The 16,651-nt window shown below is 50.6% G+C and carries 13 protein-coding genes; all 13 read left to right on the top strand.

Annotated elements, in window-relative coordinates; translation table 11 throughout:
* The first annotated feature begins 29 nt into the window (after positions 1-29).
* The 13 genes from ACVC9U_RS12110 to ACVC9U_RS12050 all read left to right on the top strand — a co-directional run bounded on the left by ACVC9U_RS12110 (position 30) and on the right by ACVC9U_RS12050 (position 16,633).
* Entirely contained in the window at positions 30-947 is a 918-nt protein-coding gene (locus ACVC9U_RS12110) for a carbohydrate ABC transporter permease (protein ID WP_041817190.1), read from the top strand.
* 87 nt (positions 948-1,034) lie between these two features.
* Positions 1,035-1,844 (top strand): carbohydrate ABC transporter permease, encoded by an 810-nt coding sequence (locus ACVC9U_RS12105; protein WP_252606914.1) that lies wholly within the window; start codon positions 1,035-1,037, stop codon positions 1,842-1,844.
* Positions 1,845-1,862: 18 nt separating this feature from the next.
* Positions 1,863-2,897, top strand: a complete 1,035-nt coding sequence (locus ACVC9U_RS12100; RefSeq protein WP_075753227.1) for a glycoside hydrolase family 88/105 protein — start codon at positions 1,863-1,865, stop codon at positions 2,895-2,897.
* Positions 2,898-2,942: 45 nt separating this feature from the next.
* Positions 2,943-5,225: a helix-turn-helix domain-containing protein gene (locus tag ACVC9U_RS12095; protein WP_075753225.1), complete on the top strand. Its 2,283-nt coding sequence runs from the start codon at positions 2,943-2,945 to the stop codon at positions 5,223-5,225.
* Between the two features lie 13 nt (positions 5,226-5,238).
* Positions 5,239-5,955 carry a rhamnogalacturonan acetylesterase gene (locus ACVC9U_RS12090; RefSeq protein WP_075753223.1) on the top strand — a complete coding sequence of 239 codons (717 nt, stop codon included), beginning with the start codon at positions 5,239-5,241 and terminating at the stop codon, positions 5,953-5,955.
* A gap of 19 nt (positions 5,956-5,974) precedes the next feature.
* Positions 5,975-6,634 carry a YesU family protein gene (locus ACVC9U_RS12085; RefSeq protein ID WP_075753476.1) on the top strand — a complete coding sequence of 220 codons (660 nt, stop codon included), beginning with the start codon at positions 5,975-5,977 and terminating at the stop codon, positions 6,632-6,634.
* Between the two features lie 14 nt (positions 6,635-6,648).
* Positions 6,649-7,260: a YesL family protein gene (locus tag ACVC9U_RS12080; protein WP_075753221.1), complete on the top strand. Its 612-nt coding sequence runs from the start codon at positions 6,649-6,651 to the stop codon at positions 7,258-7,260.
* 130 nt (positions 7,261-7,390) lie between these two features.
* On the top strand, positions 7,391-9,259 hold the full coding sequence (locus ACVC9U_RS12075; protein ID WP_154495652.1) for a rhamnogalacturonan lyase: 1,869 nt from the start codon (positions 7,391-7,393) through the stop codon (positions 9,257-9,259).
* A gap of 19 nt (positions 9,260-9,278) precedes the next feature.
* A complete protein-coding gene (locus ACVC9U_RS12070) occupies positions 9,279-10,910 on the top strand; it encodes a rhamnogalacturonan acetylesterase (RefSeq protein ID WP_441391001.1) in 1,632 nt (543 codons plus the stop codon).
* 67 nt (positions 10,911-10,977) lie between these two features.
* Entirely contained in the window at positions 10,978-12,864 is a 1,887-nt protein-coding gene (locus ACVC9U_RS12065) for a rhamnogalacturonan lyase (protein WP_075753219.1), read from the top strand.
* Between the two features lie 122 nt (positions 12,865-12,986).
* Entirely contained in the window at positions 12,987-13,979 is a 993-nt protein-coding gene (gene mgrA / locus ACVC9U_RS12060) for an L-glyceraldehyde 3-phosphate reductase (protein WP_075753472.1), read from the top strand.
* Positions 13,980-13,994: 15 nt separating this feature from the next.
* Positions 13,995-14,639, top strand: a complete 645-nt coding sequence (locus ACVC9U_RS12055) for a rhamnogalacturonan acetylesterase (protein ID WP_075753217.1) — start codon at positions 13,995-13,997, stop codon at positions 14,637-14,639.
* Positions 14,636-16,633: a beta-galactosidase gene (locus ACVC9U_RS12050; RefSeq protein ID WP_075753215.1), complete on the top strand. Its 1,998-nt coding sequence runs from the start codon at positions 14,636-14,638 to the stop codon at positions 16,631-16,633. The genes ACVC9U_RS12055 and ACVC9U_RS12050 overlap by 4 nt, the downstream gene beginning before the upstream one ends.
* The last annotated feature ends 18 nt before the right edge of the window (positions 16,634-16,651 follow it).

The raw sequence follows: 16,651 nt of genomic DNA, 5'->3' as shown, positions 1-16,651 counted from the left end.
GGGGCAAGTGGAGGAAGGCCGCTCATCAAATGCAGGAGGAAGTGAACGTGAAGCGAAAAAAAAGAATTGACAATTTGGCGGGTTACGCCTTTATTTCCCCGTTTATTATCGGATTTTTATGCTTTACCGTCATTCCGATGGGAGCCTCGCTGTTTCTGTCTTTTACAAGCTACGATCTGTTCACCGCGCCCAAATGGGTCGGCCTTGACAATTATAAGGCAATGCTGACAGATGATGAAAAGTACTGGGGCTCGCTGAAAGTGACGTTTTATTACGTGCTCGCCGGTGTTCCGCTGCGCCTCGCGTTTGCGCTTTTCATCGCGGTGATTTTGAACAGAGCCGAAAAAGGTGTCGGCATTTACCGGACGCTTTTTTATCTCCCGTCCATTATCGGCGGCAGCGTGGCGGTCGCGATTATGTGGCGAAATGTATTTGGCAATGACGGTGTTATCAATGCGCTTTTATTCTTCCTCGGTTTTGACAAGAAGATTCTTTGGTATCAGGACCCGACAAGCGCATTGTGGACCTTGATTCTTTTGTCGGTGTGGCAGTTCGGCTCTTCCATGCTGATCTTTCTTGCCGGATTGAAAAATATCCCGCCGATGTATCAGGAAGCGGCAAGTGTCGACGGTGCAAACAGATTTCAGCGGTTTTTTCTCATTACGCTCCCGCTTCTCAGCCCGATCATCTTTTTTAACCTGGTGATGCAGACCATTTCAGCCTTCATGACCTTTACGCCGGCCTACATTATTTCAAAAGGGGAAGGCGGTCCGCTTGACGGGACGCTTTTGTATTCCCTCTATTTGTTCCAGCGGGCCTTCAACTTTTTCCAAATGGGCTACGCATCGGCGATGGCATGGGTGATGCTGATCCTGATCGGCCTTGTCACATTCATATTGTTCAAAACTTCATCCTTATGGGTGCATTACGAATCGAAGGAGGGGTAGCTGGTGAAGCCGGTAAAAGACATTTCGGGGCGGGCAGCGCCTGCCCCGCTTCCCACAGGAAAGGGAAAGAAAAGAGCCGGGCATCTCGTGTTTCATATCGCGACTGCCAGTCTTGCGATCATCCTTTTGTATCCCGTTATCTGGCTGATTGCAAGCTCGTTTAAAGAAAGTGCGAGCATATTCGCCACATCCCATTCGCTCATCCCGGACCCTTTGATCCTGTCCAATTATACGGAGGGTTGGAAAGGGATCGCCGGACAGCCGTTCATCACATTTATTAAAAATTCGCTTATTATCGTCGGCCTCTCGACGGTCGGCGCGGTTTTGTCCTCAGCGTTCATCGCTTACGGATTCGCGCGGATTCCGTTTAAAGGGAAGGCATTTTGGTTCAGCTGCATGATGGTGACGATGATGCTGCCGCACGAGGTGCTGATGATTCCGCAATACATCATTTTTGCAAAATTGGATTGGCTGAATTCATTCAAGCCGATCGTTGTTCCCCAATTTTTCGGGCACGCGTTTTTTATCTTTCTGATGATTCAGTTCATCAGGACGATCCCGGTAGAACTCGATGAAGCGGCAAAAATTGACGGCTGCAGTCGTCTCGGCATCTTTTTCAGAATCATTTTGCCATTGATCGCGCCGGCGCTCGCGACGTCCGCCATTTTCTCGTTTTACTGGAAGTGGGAGGAGCTGATCAATCCGCTTCTTTACTTGAACAAGCCGGAGCTTTACCCGGTTTCTATGGCACTAAAGCTGTTTTTAGATACGGAAACGGCGTCTAACTGGGGGGCGATGTTTGCGATGTCAGTCGTCTCACTCGTCCCGGTAATCCTCGTGTTTTTCGTTTTTCAAAAATCAATCGTCCAAGGAATCAGCATGAGCGGATTAAAATAACAAAGGAGAGAAAAGTGCATGACAAAGCTTGTTTTTGATGAAGAAAAACTGAATGAAGTGATCGACAGAATCGTCAAGCGGACATTTGAGATGGATTTCGAATGGGATTGGCCGGGCGGCGTCGCGTTTTACGGCGTCGCTGAGGCGTATGAAGCAACCGAAAATGACGAATACCTCGAACTTTTGAAAAACTGGACGGATGAAAAACTTGAAGACGGCTTGCCTAAGCTGTCGATCAACGGGGTATCCATCGGGCATACCCTTCTGTCGCTCTACCAGGCGTCAGGAGATGACAGTTATCTTGACACCGCCCGGCAAATGGCGGACTATGTGCTCCGCGAAGCGCCCCGGTTCGCAGACGGGATTTTGCAGCACACCGTCAACTCAGAGAAACATGTATTCCCTGAACAGGCATGGGTCGATACGATGATGATGGCGGGCTTGTTCCTTCTCCGAATCGGAAAACTTGTCGGCAGCGAGGAATATTTTGAAGACGGGCTGCGCCAGTATCACGGCCATGAAGAATTTTTGCAGGACATGGAGACCAATCTTTATTATCACGGATGGGACCATGTGGCCAAAAACAATCTGTCAGGCATATTTTGGGGAAGGGGAAACGGATGGGCAGCTTTGACGATGGCAAAAGCGCTCCCTTTGATCGATGTTACGCATCCTTCATATATGATCATTGACGGTTCGCTCCGAGACTTGTTGAGCGCGCTTGTCAGGCTTCAGCATCCTTCTGGTTTATGGCACACCGTACTGACGGACCCTGATTCATATCTTGAAGTGTCGGGGTCTGCGGGAATTGCTTCCGGCCTGCTGTCCAGAGGCTCGCTATACCACAAATCCGTTCAGAAGGCGCTCTCAGCTATAACAGATGCGGTCGCGCCTGACGGAAGGGTGGAACGCGTTTCAGCGGGCACAGCGGTGATGCGGGATGCGCGGGGTTACAAAGACGTTCCGTATAAACGGATTCAAGGCTGGGGACAGGGGCTTGCCCTGACTTTTTTGGCCGACGTCGTCCGCTCCAAGTCGCGTGCGTTCCAATAGAAATTGAAAAAGAAACATTCTTTTCATTGCAGTGGGGGGAGAGGGATGAAAAAGCTGCATCAAAGGTATGTTTCACGGCGAAAAGGGAGTTTTTTCAAAAAAAGCTTTGTGCTGATTCTGCTGATTGCGTGTATTCCCGGTTTATTGACGGGTGCAGGAATCTATTTGTTTTCCGCTGCAAAAATTGAAAAAGAGCTCCAACAAATGCACGAAAACCAGGTGAAACGCCAAATCAGCCAAATCGATGACAAGCTGGAAGGGCTTGAGATCATGCTCTCCCAGCTTGCATATGATCCGCGCCTGATGAACGGTCTGGCCGATGCCGATCTGCAAACGGATTTTCAAACGACGTACAAGCTCTCAAAATCGCTGTTTTTGCTTCAGGATCAAAATCCGCTCATTCACAAGGTTGAACTGTTTATTCAAGGGAAGGAGCCGATTCTCTTAAACCCGGAATACAGCGGAATGACCGACCGGAACATCTTAAAGGCCTATCATTCGCTGCTTGAAGGCGGTCAAAACGTTTATTGGAAAGACATGAGCCGCGCGCCGTACGGAATGGCGCTTGTCCACAAAATTCCGGGAGGCATCTCAGAGCCGTTCGGCGCGCTGATTTTGACGCTTGACGAAAAAGAAATGGGGCATTTGCTGGAAAGCCTTTCACCGTATTCAAAGGGAACAGCGCTTCTTTTTCATCATAATCAGAAGCCTGTTTCTTGGAGCAAACGCGGCAAAGCTGATTTTGAAAGCGTTTTAAAAGAAAGGCTTGAGAAACAAAAAAATCAACAGGGCTCCTTTGTGATGGATTGGGACGGAGGGGCGTATTCCGTTTCATACGGACGAATGGACAGATTAAACCAGGAATGGACCTATGTCTCGGCTTCACCGATGTCGGCGATTACGGCTCCGGTGTTGTTTTTATCAAAGCTCGTCGCGTCGGTCAGCATCGCCGGGATCGTTCTTGCCTTCATTCTGTCATGGTATGCGTCACACAAAATTTATTCACCTGTCGCAAGGCTGATCAAGCTCTGCTCAGGAGAGGGTAAGGCCGCTCATTTTCCGGATGAATTTCATTGGCTCGAGAAGCGCTGGGAAGACCTGACTAAGGAAAGCGGCAGACTGAAAAAGGAACTGCCCCAGGCTGCAAACGTTTTTTTTCAGCGCCTTCTCGGCGGATACTTTGCAGATGAATCAGAGAGGAATTTGAGAGATCGTCTGAAAAGGTGGGGCTGGGAAGCGAAAGACAATGTGTTTACCATCATCGATATCCAGCTGACGGGTCTCTACGAAGGGAACGGAGCTTTTACAAAAAAGGATGAAAGTCTGGCGGGCTTTTTGCTGGGCAACATTACGCGCGAACTGGCTGGCAGGACATTCAAACATATTTATATGACCGATGTCCGTTCGTTATCGCTCGCTGTGCTGCTGATGAGCGGCAGGAAAACAGCCTTCAAGGAAGAAACCGCCCAATTTGTGCGTGAGCTGACGGATGTGATCTGCGGCATATCAAGGCTCCACGTCACAGTGACGGTATCTAAAACCGCTGACATGTTAAAAGACATTCCCGGCATGTATGAAGAGGTGAAAGAAGGCAGGCATTACAGACAGTTCGAAAACGCCAGCCAGGTGATCGATTTAAGCCGGCGGGAAGACATGCCTCCCGCTGAATCATACTATCCGTTCACCCTTGAAAAAGAGGTCGTCAGGGCGTTGCGGCTTGAAGAAAGGGATGAAGTCGAAAGGCGGATCAGGCTGTTCATCCGGGAGCTGTCCGATAAAGGAAAGACGGAAATCCGCATCCAGCCGGGCATGATGCAGCTGTTGGCAAAGATCCAGGAAGAGATCTTTCATTCCGGCCTTCACCCTTATGAATTGTTCAGCCGAAAAAATCTGCTGCAGGAGCTTTCAGAGCTGAGGGAGCCGGAAAGGGCCGTCGGCTGGATGATGGAGCGTGTCGTAAGCCCGTATCTTAAAGAAATGGAAGGCAGGAAAAACAGACAGCAAAAACGGCTTGTCGAACAGGTGCTTGAGATGATTCATCAGCATTATATGAACGATATCTCGCTTGAAAGCTGCGCTGATCAAGCCGGGACGAATTCGTATACGCTGAGCAAAGCTTTCAAACAAGTAACCGGCATCAATTTTATCGACTATGTTACCCGTCTCAGAATCGAAAAAGCGAAAGAGCTCCTTCTTGAAACGAATAAAAAAATCCATGACGTTTCTGAAGAGGTCGGCTACAGACACAGCTATTTCAACCGGATTTTCAAGAAGCAGGTCGGCATTCCGCCGAGCCGCTACAGGCAGATTCATCAGGAATCTTCGTGAAAGGGAGAGTGTTATGAAACAAACAGACAAAAAGCCAAAAGTGACAGTATATTTGGCCGGGGATTCGACCGTCGCAGACTGTCCCCCGCATGAAGCGCCGATGGCCGGCTGGGGACAGATGCTTCCGCTGTTTTTCTCAGATGAAGCTGCGGTCGTGAATATGGCAAAAGGCGGGGCCAGTTCGAACAGCTTCATTGATGAAGGCCGGCTCGATGACATGACGGAGCGGCTTGCGCCTGGTGATTATGTGTTGATCCAGTTCGGCCACAACGATCAAAAGCCGTACGGAACAGACCCGTATACAACCTATCAGGAGCATCTTGTCCGCTATGTGGAAGCGGTTCGCGAAAAACTTGCGACTCCGGTTTTGATCACTTCTGTAGAGCGCAGACGCTTTGATCAAAACGGAAAGCCCGCCGATACACTCGGGGATTTTCCGAAAGCGATGAAGGCGCTCGCTGACCGCTTCGAAGTGCCGTTGATCGATTTATGGTCCAGAACAAAAGCGCTCTATGAATCTCTCGGAATGGAAGGCTCAAAACGGCTGTTCGTCCACTTTCAGCCGGATGAACACCCTCATTATCCAAATGGAATCGAAGACAATACCCATTTTTCCGAGGCGGGGGCCCGTCAAGTCGCCAGGCTGGTAACAGAAGGAATCAGAGAGCTCGGTCTGCCTCTAGCGGCTTATCTTCATTGTGAAAGGAGCGATTTCCGTGCCGGCGTGTAATGCAAGAGAAGGAAGCCTGATGTATCGAAACCCTTTATCATCTCCTGAAGATCTCCGCGGCTGGGTGATGGAAGGGAAAGGAATCGTTCGTTTTCCGCACGGCCGCCTGCAGATGGAGAACGAACTCGACGCTGAGCAATATGGGGACGATGCCCATTTTGTTTACTGGTGTCCTGAGACATTCCCTGATGGAATAGTTGTGAAGTGGGATTTCTATCCTGTGCGGGAGCCCGGCTTATGCATGATATTTTTTGCAGCAACCGGCATGAATGGGGAAGATTTATTCGACGGACGGCTGGCGGAGAGAACAGGAAATTATCCGCAATATCATTCAGGGGACATCAACACATTGCACCTGTCGTATTTCAGACATAAGCATGCTGATGAAAGAGCATTCCGAACATGCAACCTCAGGAAAAGCCGCGGTTTTCACCTCGTCTGTGAGGGGGCCGATCCGCTTCCGCCCGCTGCTGACGCTTTGCCTCCCTACCGGATGAAGCTCATAAAAGACGGGGCATCCGTTCATTTTTCAATCAACGGGCTGCCCATTTTGGAATGGGAGGATGACGGCAGGCGTTTCGGCCCGGTTTACGGAGGAGGAAAAATCGGTTTCAGGCAAATGGCTCCGCTGAAAGCAGCCTACGCCAACTTTGAAGTGCGCAGGCTGCTGCGCGACTGAAAGGGGGATCGGACATGCGGGAAAAAGGCGTGATGGCGATGATGTACGGCGCTTGTGAAGCGATCATGAAAATCGCCTGGCTGAACGCGCTCTGGGTTCTATTCACGCTGGGAGGAGGCGTTGTTTTCGGCTGGGCTCCGAGCACGGCCGCGATGTTCACGGTCGTGCGCAAGTGGCTGCTCGGCCGGACAGACGCACCGGTATTCAAAACGTTTTATCAAACGTATAAAAAAGAGTTTTTCAAAACAAACGGAATTGGCTTCATCCTCATCGCCGCCGGCACAATTTTATTTGTAAACTATCAATTTTTCCGCGTCCGTGAGGATTTATTTTCAATCATCATCAGCTATGCCACACTGATGGCCGGGCTCATGTATGTCGTAGTTTTCGTGTATATTTTTCCGCTTTACGTTCACGTTCAGCTGCCGTTTGCCCGCTATTTTTCACAGGCTGCACTGATCGGTCTCGTTCGTCCTTTGACGACGGCCGGAATGGCTGCTGCTGGGGGCTTTGTCGCTTATGTGCTGTTAACGGTTCCGGGACTGATCCCATTTTATGGTGTCAGTTTGTTTGCTCTTGTATCAATGTTCATCGCACATCGCTGTTTTTTGCGTCTGGAAGGCTAGCTGAACCGCTTAAAATCGGACTTGAACACATCTTTTCCTTTCGGCAAAAAAGTGCAATTGAATAAAAATGGAAGCCGTAATAGAATCCCTTTTTAAGTAAGCGCTTACAAAAAGGCGAAGGGAGAAGATGATGAAAAAAGGAAAGAAAAGGTGGAAGAAACTGTTGGCCGCGTCATCTCTTTTATTGATTACACTTGTGACCGGCTTCTCGGAACAAGCGGAAGCAGACGGGCGGACGGCTGCGCAGGCAAGGCAAATGGAATCGCTGAACCGGGGGCTTGTCGCTGTTAAAACGGGGAACGGTGTTTTTGTGAGCTGGCGGCTGCTCGGAACGGAGCCCGCTTCTGTTTCATTTAATGTGTATCGAAACGGAAAGAAGCTGAACGGTTCCCCGATTACATCGAGTACAAACTATCAAGATGCGGGCGGGGATTCGAATGCCGTTTACCAGGTGCGCGCTGTTTTGAACGGTGTGGAGCAGGCTCCTTCTGAAACCGCCGGAGTTTGGAATAAACCATACAAATCTGTTCCGCTGCAAAAACCGGCCGGAGGAAAAACGCCTGATGGGGTGTCATTCACATACAGCGCCAATGATGCGAGCGTCGGCGACCTTGATGGAGACGGCGAATATGAAATCATTCTCAAGTGGGACCCTTCCAATTCAAAGGATAATTCACATGACGGATACACGGGAGACGTGCTGATTGACGCATACAAGCTTGACGGGACCATGATGTGGAGAATCAACCTTGGCAAAAACATTCGCGCCGGCGCCCATTATACACAGTTTCTCGTCTATGACTTTGACGGCGACGGAAAAGCGGAAATCGCCATGAAGACGGCCGACGGGACGAAAGACGGCAAGGGAAAGGTGATCGGAAATGCAAACGCCGATTATCGTAATGCCCAAGGCCGAATTTTGTCAGGCCCTGAGTATTTGACGGTTTTTAAAGGCGATACAGGCGCTGAGCTTACAACGGTCAACTACGAACCTGCCCGGGGAAATGTAGCCGATTGGGGAGACAGCTACGGCAACAGAGTTGACCGATTTCTGGCCGGTGTCGCATACCTTGACGGGGAGCGGCCGAGTTTTGTCATGGCACGCGGGTATTACACGAGAACAGTGCTTGTCGCTTATAACTTCAGAGGCGGAAAGCTGACCAAGCTGTGGACGTTTGATTCGGACGCTCCCGGAAATGGCGCTTATGCCGGTCAAGGCAACCATAGTTTGAGCGTCGCTGATGTTGACGGAGATGGAAAGGACGAAATCATATACGGAGCAATGGCTGTCGATCATGACGGTAAAGGTCTTTATTCAACCGGATGGGGACATGGGGATGCCATGCATACAGGAAACCTGGACCCGTCAAGACCGGGACTCGAAGTCTTTCAAGTGCATGAAAACAGCAATTCTCCTTATGGATTGTCTTTCCGGGACGCGAAAACGGGAAAGATCATCTGGGGAGTTCACGCAGGCAAGGATGTCGGACGCGGGATGGCTGCTGATATCGATCCGCGCTACGAAGGAGCGGAAGTATGGGCGAACGGCGGTCTTTATACGGCAAAAGGTGTAAAAATCGGGAGCACATTGCCTTCATCAACGAACTTCGGCATTTGGTGGGACGGTGATCTCCAAAGAGAGCTTCTGGACAGCAACAGAATTGATAAATGGGATTATCGGAATTCGCGAACCGTTAACTTGCTGACAGCATCCGGAGCTTCGGCAAATAACGGAACAAAAGCGACGCCGTCCCTGCAGGCTGACATTCTCGGAGACTGGCGCGAAGAAGTGGTCTGGCGAGCAGATGACAGCAGCGAACTGCGCATCTACACGACGACAGATGTGACGGAACACCGCTTGTATACGCTGATGCATGATGCCGTCTATCGCCTCGGAATCGCCTGGCAGAATGTCGGCTACAACCAGCCGCCGCACACCGGCTTTTATTTAGGCGAAGGCATGCAGACACCTGAGAAACCGAACATTTATACACGCTGATGAAAAGGGGAGCTGCATAATGAAGCGATATGTTCGCTGCGTATCGGTCATCCTCCTCCTTTTCTTCTTCAGCACGGGAATGGGGGGACCTGTGCAGCCGAAAGCCGCTCTCGCACATCACAATCAGGATCTTTTTCTGTTCTATTTTGGAAAAGGTCCCGCTGAAAAGGATTATGTGAAAGTGAACGAGGCCTCCGCGTATCAAAATGGTGCAGGCTACGGATTTTCACGGGCAGGGAGCGCTGTGTGCAAAAAGACGCAAAAAAAAGAAGCGCTCAAGAAAGACTATTGTGTCGTGAACCGGACGGCTTTTCTGGCGGATCTTTCTCCAGGCGAATACCGCGTAACCGTATTTGCCTCATCCCGCGGTGAATTGAAGCTTTATGCCGAAGGAGAGGAAATGGGAACGATCCCGGCCGGAGCAAAGGGAAGTTCAGCCGAAAAATCGTTCACCGTTACGGTGGAAGACGGGCGTCTCGATTTGGAGTGGAAAGGACCTCAGCCAAAAGTGTATGCCGTCGAAATTTCGAAGGTATATCGGTTTGATTTCGGTGACGGGCCTCTTGCTTCAGGCTTTATTCCGGTAGGCGCACAATCGGCTTATACTCCTCTAAAAGGCTACGGATTTGACGACACAGCAAAGGTGACTTGTCCGGACCGCGGCACGGCCGATCCGCTTCGTTCAGACTTTTGCATACCGGGTGGGACGGCGTTTACGGTCGATTTGCCTGACGGTCTGTATCATGTCCGGCTGATCACCGGAGATGCCCGGGCAAAAACGAACATGGATGTACGGGCAAACGGCATGCTTCAGCTGTATTCATTTGGAGCGGAAGCGGGCGGATACAACGAAAAAACGTTTCCGATTCAGATTTCCGGCGGCCGCCTTTCCATTCAAGCCTTAACAGCGAGAACAGCGCCGCGCCTCAATGCGCTGGTCTTGACGAAGACGGCTTATCATGTAACAGATGACAAGACGACGGTCTTTCTGGCGGGAGATTCCACGGTCTCCGATTATGAACCAGGTTATGCGCCGATGGCAGGCTGGGGGCAATTTTTAGGCGGCTATTTCTCGGATGAAATCGTCATCGACAACCAGGCGAAACGCGCGAGAAGCGCGAAAAGTTTTGTGGATGAACGGTCGCTGGATACGATTTTGAACCGGATGAAACGGGGCGATTATTTGTTGATTCAGTTCGGTATCAATGACGCCGGGCAAGATCCGGCCCGCCATACAGATCCGTATACGACATTTCAGGAATACTTGAGAACATACATTAACAAAGCCCGCGAAAAAGGAGGACGTCATGTGCTCGTCACTTCTCAAAGCAAACGTACCTATGATGAAAAGGGCGTTTTCTACAACAGCATCGGAGAATATCCGAACGCAATGAGACAGCTGGGACGGGAAATGAACGTTCCGGTGATCGATTTAAACAAAAAAAGCATTGAATATTACAACGAGATCGGCGTTGAAGCGACTAAAAACGTATTTATGTTTTTAGAGCCGGGAGAAAGCCTGAATTATCCAGACGGAATCCAGGACAGGGTGCATTTTCACGAGTTCGGTGCAAACCAGTTGGCAAGGCTCGTGACAGAAGAAATCTCCGATTTGAACATATATCCGCTGAAACGCTCGCTCAAGAAATAAGGTGTCGGGAGAGCCGGTCTCCGGTTCTCCCGTTCGCCATTCCAAACCGTAAAGGGGAGAGAGGACGATGGGAGAAAAAGACGTACATGCAGCAGCTGAACGCGTTCGGCCGCTGAAAACGACGGCAAAACCGAGGCAAATGGAACGCTTAAACCGCGGACTTGTGGCTATAAAAACAAAAAAAGGGGTTTTTCTCAGCTGGCGGCTCTTAGGAACCGATCCGGAAGAAACGGCTTTTAACCTATATCGCAACGGTCACAGAATCAACTCAACACCCGTTTCATCATCGACCAACTTTCTTGATAAACACGGAAACGGAGAATCTGTCTATTATGTGACAAAGGTTCTCGAAGATAAGGAAGTCGAGCAGTCGCACAAAACAGCTGTCTGGCAGAAGCCGTACTTGGATGTTCCGTTAAACAAGCCTGATGGCGGGACAACTCCTGACGGCGTACAGTATACGTACAGCGCCAATGACGCGAGCATCGGAGATCTTGACGGCGACGGAGAATACGAAATTGTGCTCAAATGGGACCCGTCCAATTCGAAAGATAACGCGCACAACGGCTATACCGGAGAAGTCATCATCGATGCCTATAAGCTTGACGGGACATTCATGTGGAGGATTCATCTCGGGAAAAACATCCGCGCGGGCGCCCATTATACCCAATTGATGGTCTATGATCTTGACGGCGACGGAAAAGCGGAAATCGCCATGAAGACGGCTGACGGAACGGTTGACGGAACCGGACGGGTGATCGGCGATCAGGCTGCCGATTACAGAAATAAAGATGGACGAATTTTGGACGGGCCTGAATATTTGTCGATTTTTCACGGGGAAACGGGAAGGGAATTGGCAACTGTGGATTACGATCCGCCGCGGGGCAGGCTTGAGGACTGGGGAGACGGATACGGCAACCGGATGGACCGGTTTTTGGCAGGCATCGCCTATTTGGACGGTGAAAGGCCGAGCCTTGTTATGGCGCGCGGTTATTACACAAGAACGGTGCTTGCCGCTTACAACTTCCGGGACGGCAAGCTCACTAAGCTATGGACATTTGACAGCGACAAGCCCGGAAACGAAGGCTATGCAGGGCAGGGAAACCATAGTCTGAGCGTCGCTGATGTCGACGATGACGGGAAAGATGAGATCGTCTACGGCGCGATGGTTGTGGATCATGACGGAACAGGACTTTATACGACAGGGCTTGGACACGGTGACGCCATGCATGTGAGTGATCTTGACCCGGATCGGCCCGGGCTGGAAGTCTTTCAAGTGCATGAAGACCCGCGCCTTCCGTACGGCCTCTCATTTCGCGATGCGGGTACAGGGGAAATCCTCTGGGGAGTGCCGGCCGATACAGATGTTGGTCGGGGAATGGCCGCGCATATCGATCCCCGCTATAAAGGCGCGCTTGTCTGGGCGATCGATCCCCCGGGTAATGAAGGCAAATCATACGGCCTCTATACGAGTAAGGGAGAAAAGCTCAGCGACGCCGCTCCGGCTTCGGCCAATTTTGCGATTTGGTGGGACGGCGATCTTCTCCGTGAGCTGCTTGACCACGATTGGAAAGAACCTGCCGGCATCCCGAAAATTGATAAATGGGACTATCACAGCGGCAGGCTGGTCAATCTGCTTACTGCTGAGGGAACGCTGTCTAACAATTGGACGAAAGGGACGCCTGTGCTTCAGGCCAATCTATTCGGCGATTGGCGCGAAGATGTCGTGTTCCGCACCGCGCGAAACGATGCTCTGCGAATATACACAACGACCGAGCTGACTGAACATCGTTTCTATACGTTCATGCACGATCCCGTTTACCGCTTGGGGGTAGCCTGGCAAAATGTCGCTTACAATCAGCCGCCTCACCCCGGATTTTATTTAGGAACCGGAATGGACAAGCCGCCCCGGCCGAATATTTATACCGTTCCTTTTAAGAGACATGAAGAATGACAGAGACCGGCGGCACCGGCAGGATTATGAAATATACAAAAAAGGATGATTGTAATCTCACAGCCTGTTCCCATAAAATGATTAGTAAGCGATTTCATTACAAAATGAAAAGAGGGATTCGTATGGGGTATCAGGCGAGTGATTCACGCTATGAAAATATGAAATATAACCGCTGCGGACATTCAGGATTAAAACTGCCTGCTCTGTCTTTAGGGCTTTGGCATAATTTCGGAGAAGCAAATTCGTTTCAAAATGCCAAAGCGCTGTTAAGAAAAGCATTTGATCTGGGAATCACCCACTTTGACTTGGCGAATAATTACGGTCCGCCCCCCGGTTCTGCCGAAGAAACATTGGGAAAAGCGCTGAAAACCGATTTTGCCGGCTACCGCGATGAAATGGTCATCAGCACGAAAGCCGGCTATACGATGTGGCCTGGGCCATACGGCGATTGGGGGTCAAAAAAATACCTCGTGGCAAGCCTTGATCAAAGTTTAAAACGAATGGGCATTGATTATGTCGATATATTTTATGCACACCGCCCTGACCCACATACACCGCTGGAAGAGACGATGGGAGCGCTCGCCCACGTCGTCAGGCAAGGAAAAGCTTTATATGTCGGTTTGTCGAACTACAGCGCTGAACAGACCGAAAAGGCGGCCGATATTTTGCAAGAATACGGGGTTCCGCTCCTCATCCATCAGCCCAAATATTCAATGTTCCACAGAGAACCGGAAAATGGCCTGCTGCAAGTGCTGCAGAAAAAAGGAGCCGGGGCGATCGCGTTTACACCTCTTGCCCAAGGGCTTTTAACAACGAAATATTTGACCGGGATTCCCGCCGGGTCAAGAGCCGCTGATGTGAACAGTCCGTTTTTGCAGGCCGAGGGCATCACAGAAGACGTGCTTGGCAAAGTCCGCAAGCTGAATCAAGTGGCGGCCGAACGCGGCCAATCCCTGCCGCAAATGGCGATCGCCTGGCTTTTAAAAGATCCGCGCGTCACCTCGGTGCTGATCGGCGCAAGCAAAACCGAACAGATCGAAGAAAATGCCGCTGCTCTTAAGTCTGCTCGATTCTCAGCTGAAGAGCTCGACACAATTGATAAAATTCTTTCATAAAAAGGAGTGGTCATAATGACAATCAGCATCTATCTGGCCGGTGATTCGACCGTGCAGCATTATAAGGCGGATTCGCCTCAGGGAGGCTGGGGCGAATTTCTCCAGACTTATGTATCCGGAAATGTACAGGTGATCAACCGGGCCATCGGGGGCCGGAGTTCAAAAACGTTCGTTGAAGAAGGAAGACTTGCATCGATTTTGGATGTGATCAAACAGGACGATTGGCTGTTCGTTCAGATGGGGCACAATGACTCGTCAAAAGACAAACCAGAACGCTATACAGAGCCGTATACGACGTATAAACAATACTTGAAAATGTACGTCGACGGCGCGCGTCAAAAAGGAGCCACACCGCTTCTCATCACGCCTGTCGCAAGGCTCCATTACAAGGACGGCGTTTTTTTGAACGACTTCCCGGACTACTGCATCGCGATGAAGCAGGTGGCAAGTGAAGAAAATGTCCGTTTGATCGATTTAATGGACAAAAGCCTGCAGCATTTTGCGGAAAAAGGGTACAGCGAGGTATTTAAATATTTTATGATCTCGGAAAATGTCAACGACTACACACATTTTACGAAAAAAGGGGCCCGGGAAATGGCGAAGCTTGTCGCTATCGGCATTCGAGAGCTCGGGCTGCCGTTTGTTAAAGAGACGGTATGAAGATGAGCGGCAAACTGTACCACGGCGCTTGCTTTTATCCCGAATTGTGGGACGAGGATGTGCTGGATGAAGATATCAGGATGATGAAGCGAGCCGGGATCAATGTCGTCAGAATCGGAGAGTTTGCCTGGTCAAGGATGGAGCCGGAAGAAGGGAGGATCGATGTCGGATTTTTTGCCGGCGTCATCCAAAAGCTCCACGACAACAAAATTGAAACGGTCATGTGCACACCGACTGCGACACCGCCGATCTGGCTGACCCACGGGCACCCGGAAAGAATGCATGTGAATGAAAAAGGGGAGACGATGGGACACGGGTCGAGGCAGCATGCCTGCACAAACCATCCGTATTTCAGAGAGCGGGCCCGCCTGATCATCAAACATATCGCCAAAGAGCTCGGACAACTTCCGGGATTGGTCGGATGGCAGCTTGACAATGAATTCAAATGCCATGTCGCAGAATGCATGTGTGAAACGTGCAACACATTATGGCACAAATGGCTGGAAGACCGCTATCAGACGATTGAACGTCTGAATGAGGCTTGGGGTACGGGCGTATGGAGCGAAACGTATCAGCGCTTCGAGCAAGTCCCGCAGCCCGGACCGACCCCGTTTTTGCACAATTCTTCTTTAAGGACGATGTATCAGCTGTTTTCGATGGAGAAGATTGCTGAATTTGCGCGTGAGCAGGCTGAGGTGATCAGAGCATACTCCAACGCCCCGATCACCCATAACAGCAGCGTCATGTTCGGCGTTGATCATGAAGTTCTTTTCAAGAGCCTTGATTTCGCCTCGTTTGATACGTACGCCAGTCAGGAAAACAGTGCCGCCTTTTTGTTTAATTGTGATTTATGGAGAAATATCAAAAAAGGACGGCCGTTTTGGATAATGGAGACGAGCCCTTCCTACAGCGCTTCGCTTGAAAGCTATGCGGTACCTCATCAAAACGGCTATTTGAAAGCTGAAGCGGTCTCTTCTTATGCTCTTGGCGGAGCTGCGTTCTGCTATTGGCTGTGGCGCCAGCAGAGAGCCGGGTCCGAACAGCCGCACGGATCGGTGCTCAGCGCATGGGGGAAGCCTGATGTGGGATATGATAATGTGCTCGAAGTCGAGCGGGCGAGACGGGAGATTGAGGACATCATGCTGGCTACGGCTCCTTTGCAGGCTGAAACAGCCGTCGTCTATTCGGACCGTGCAAAGGTGTTTTTGAAAACGGAGCCACATCGGGGTCTTCACTACAGAACACTGATCACAGAGTTTTATGACCGATTGTTAAAGATGGGCATTCACAGAGATGTCATTATTGAAGGGAGTCCGCTTGACGGCTATAAACTGCTGTTTACGCCGTTTATTCACTATCTTCCGCCTGCGTTTATCAAAAAAGCCGAAGCGTTTGCACAAAGGGGCGGCATTTGGATTGCGGGTCCGCTGACGGGCGGAAGAACAGAGCACCATACGATTCACACTGATTGCGGATTAGGCGAATTGGAAAAATGTTCCGGTGTCAAAACGCTTTATACATTTCCGATGGATGAGCGGAACTCGAGCGGAACGGCGTTTGGCGTAAAGGCGCCGCTGAGCTTGTGGAGCGCTGTTTTTGAAGCCGGCGGCACCGAGGCTGTCGGGATAATTGAAAAAGGCCCGGCGTCAGGCAAAGCGTTCATCACAGAACATAAATGCGGAAAAGGAAAAATCGTCATGCTCGGGTCGATGCCGGCAGGCGAAGCGGGGGACATCATGATGAAAAAGCTGATCAGCCATTATGCAGAAGAAGCGGGCGTTACACAGAAAACCGAGGCCACTACCGGAACAGTCGTCGCGCCCCGGAAAGGAGGAGACGGTCTCGTTTGGGTCGCGATCAATATGGACGGCAAAGGAGGCGCAGTGACACTTGACGGAAACGGAACCGATTTATTGTCCGACAGGCCCGTATCCGGACGCGTGACACTCGGCCCGCACGAATACCGCGTGATTTTGTTTTCAGAGAATAAATGAATCGCCGCAGGCGCTTGC

Source organism: Bacillus sp. GM2, from assembly GCF_056155945.1.
Note: the sequence above shows the minus strand (reverse complement) of the source record. Positions and strands in the feature narration are given on the sequence as shown.

Coding starts and splice junctions, on each gene's coding strand:
- ACVC9U_RS12075 (WP_154495652.1), top strand. CDS start 7,391: ATGAAAAAAGGAAAGAAAAGGTGGAAGAAACTGTTGGCCGCGTCATCT.
- ACVC9U_RS12110 (WP_041817190.1), top strand. CDS start 30: ATGCAGGAGGAAGTGAACGTGAAGCGAAAAAAAAGAATTGACAATTTG.
- mgrA (WP_075753472.1), top strand. CDS start 12,987: ATGGGGTATCAGGCGAGTGATTCACGCTATGAAAATATGAAATATAAC.
- ACVC9U_RS12095 (WP_075753225.1), top strand. CDS start 2,943: ATGAAAAAGCTGCATCAAAGGTATGTTTCACGGCGAAAAGGGAGTTTT.
- ACVC9U_RS12055 (WP_075753217.1), top strand. CDS start 13,995: ATGACAATCAGCATCTATCTGGCCGGTGATTCGACCGTGCAGCATTAT.
- ACVC9U_RS12085 (WP_075753476.1), top strand. CDS start 5,975: ATGTATCGAAACCCTTTATCATCTCCTGAAGATCTCCGCGGCTGGGTG.
- ACVC9U_RS12080 (WP_075753221.1), top strand. CDS start 6,649: ATGCGGGAAAAAGGCGTGATGGCGATGATGTACGGCGCTTGTGAAGCG.
- ACVC9U_RS12065 (WP_075753219.1), top strand. CDS start 10,978: ATGGGAGAAAAAGACGTACATGCAGCAGCTGAACGCGTTCGGCCGCTG.
- ACVC9U_RS12090 (WP_075753223.1), top strand. CDS start 5,239: ATGAAACAAACAGACAAAAAGCCAAAAGTGACAGTATATTTGGCCGGG.
- ACVC9U_RS12070 (WP_441391001.1), top strand. CDS start 9,279: ATGAAGCGATATGTTCGCTGCGTATCGGTCATCCTCCTCCTTTTCTTC.
- ACVC9U_RS12050 (WP_075753215.1), top strand. CDS start 14,636: ATGAAGATGAGCGGCAAACTGTACCACGGCGCTTGCTTTTATCCCGAA.
- ACVC9U_RS12100 (WP_075753227.1), top strand. CDS start 1,863: ATGACAAAGCTTGTTTTTGATGAAGAAAAACTGAATGAAGTGATCGAC.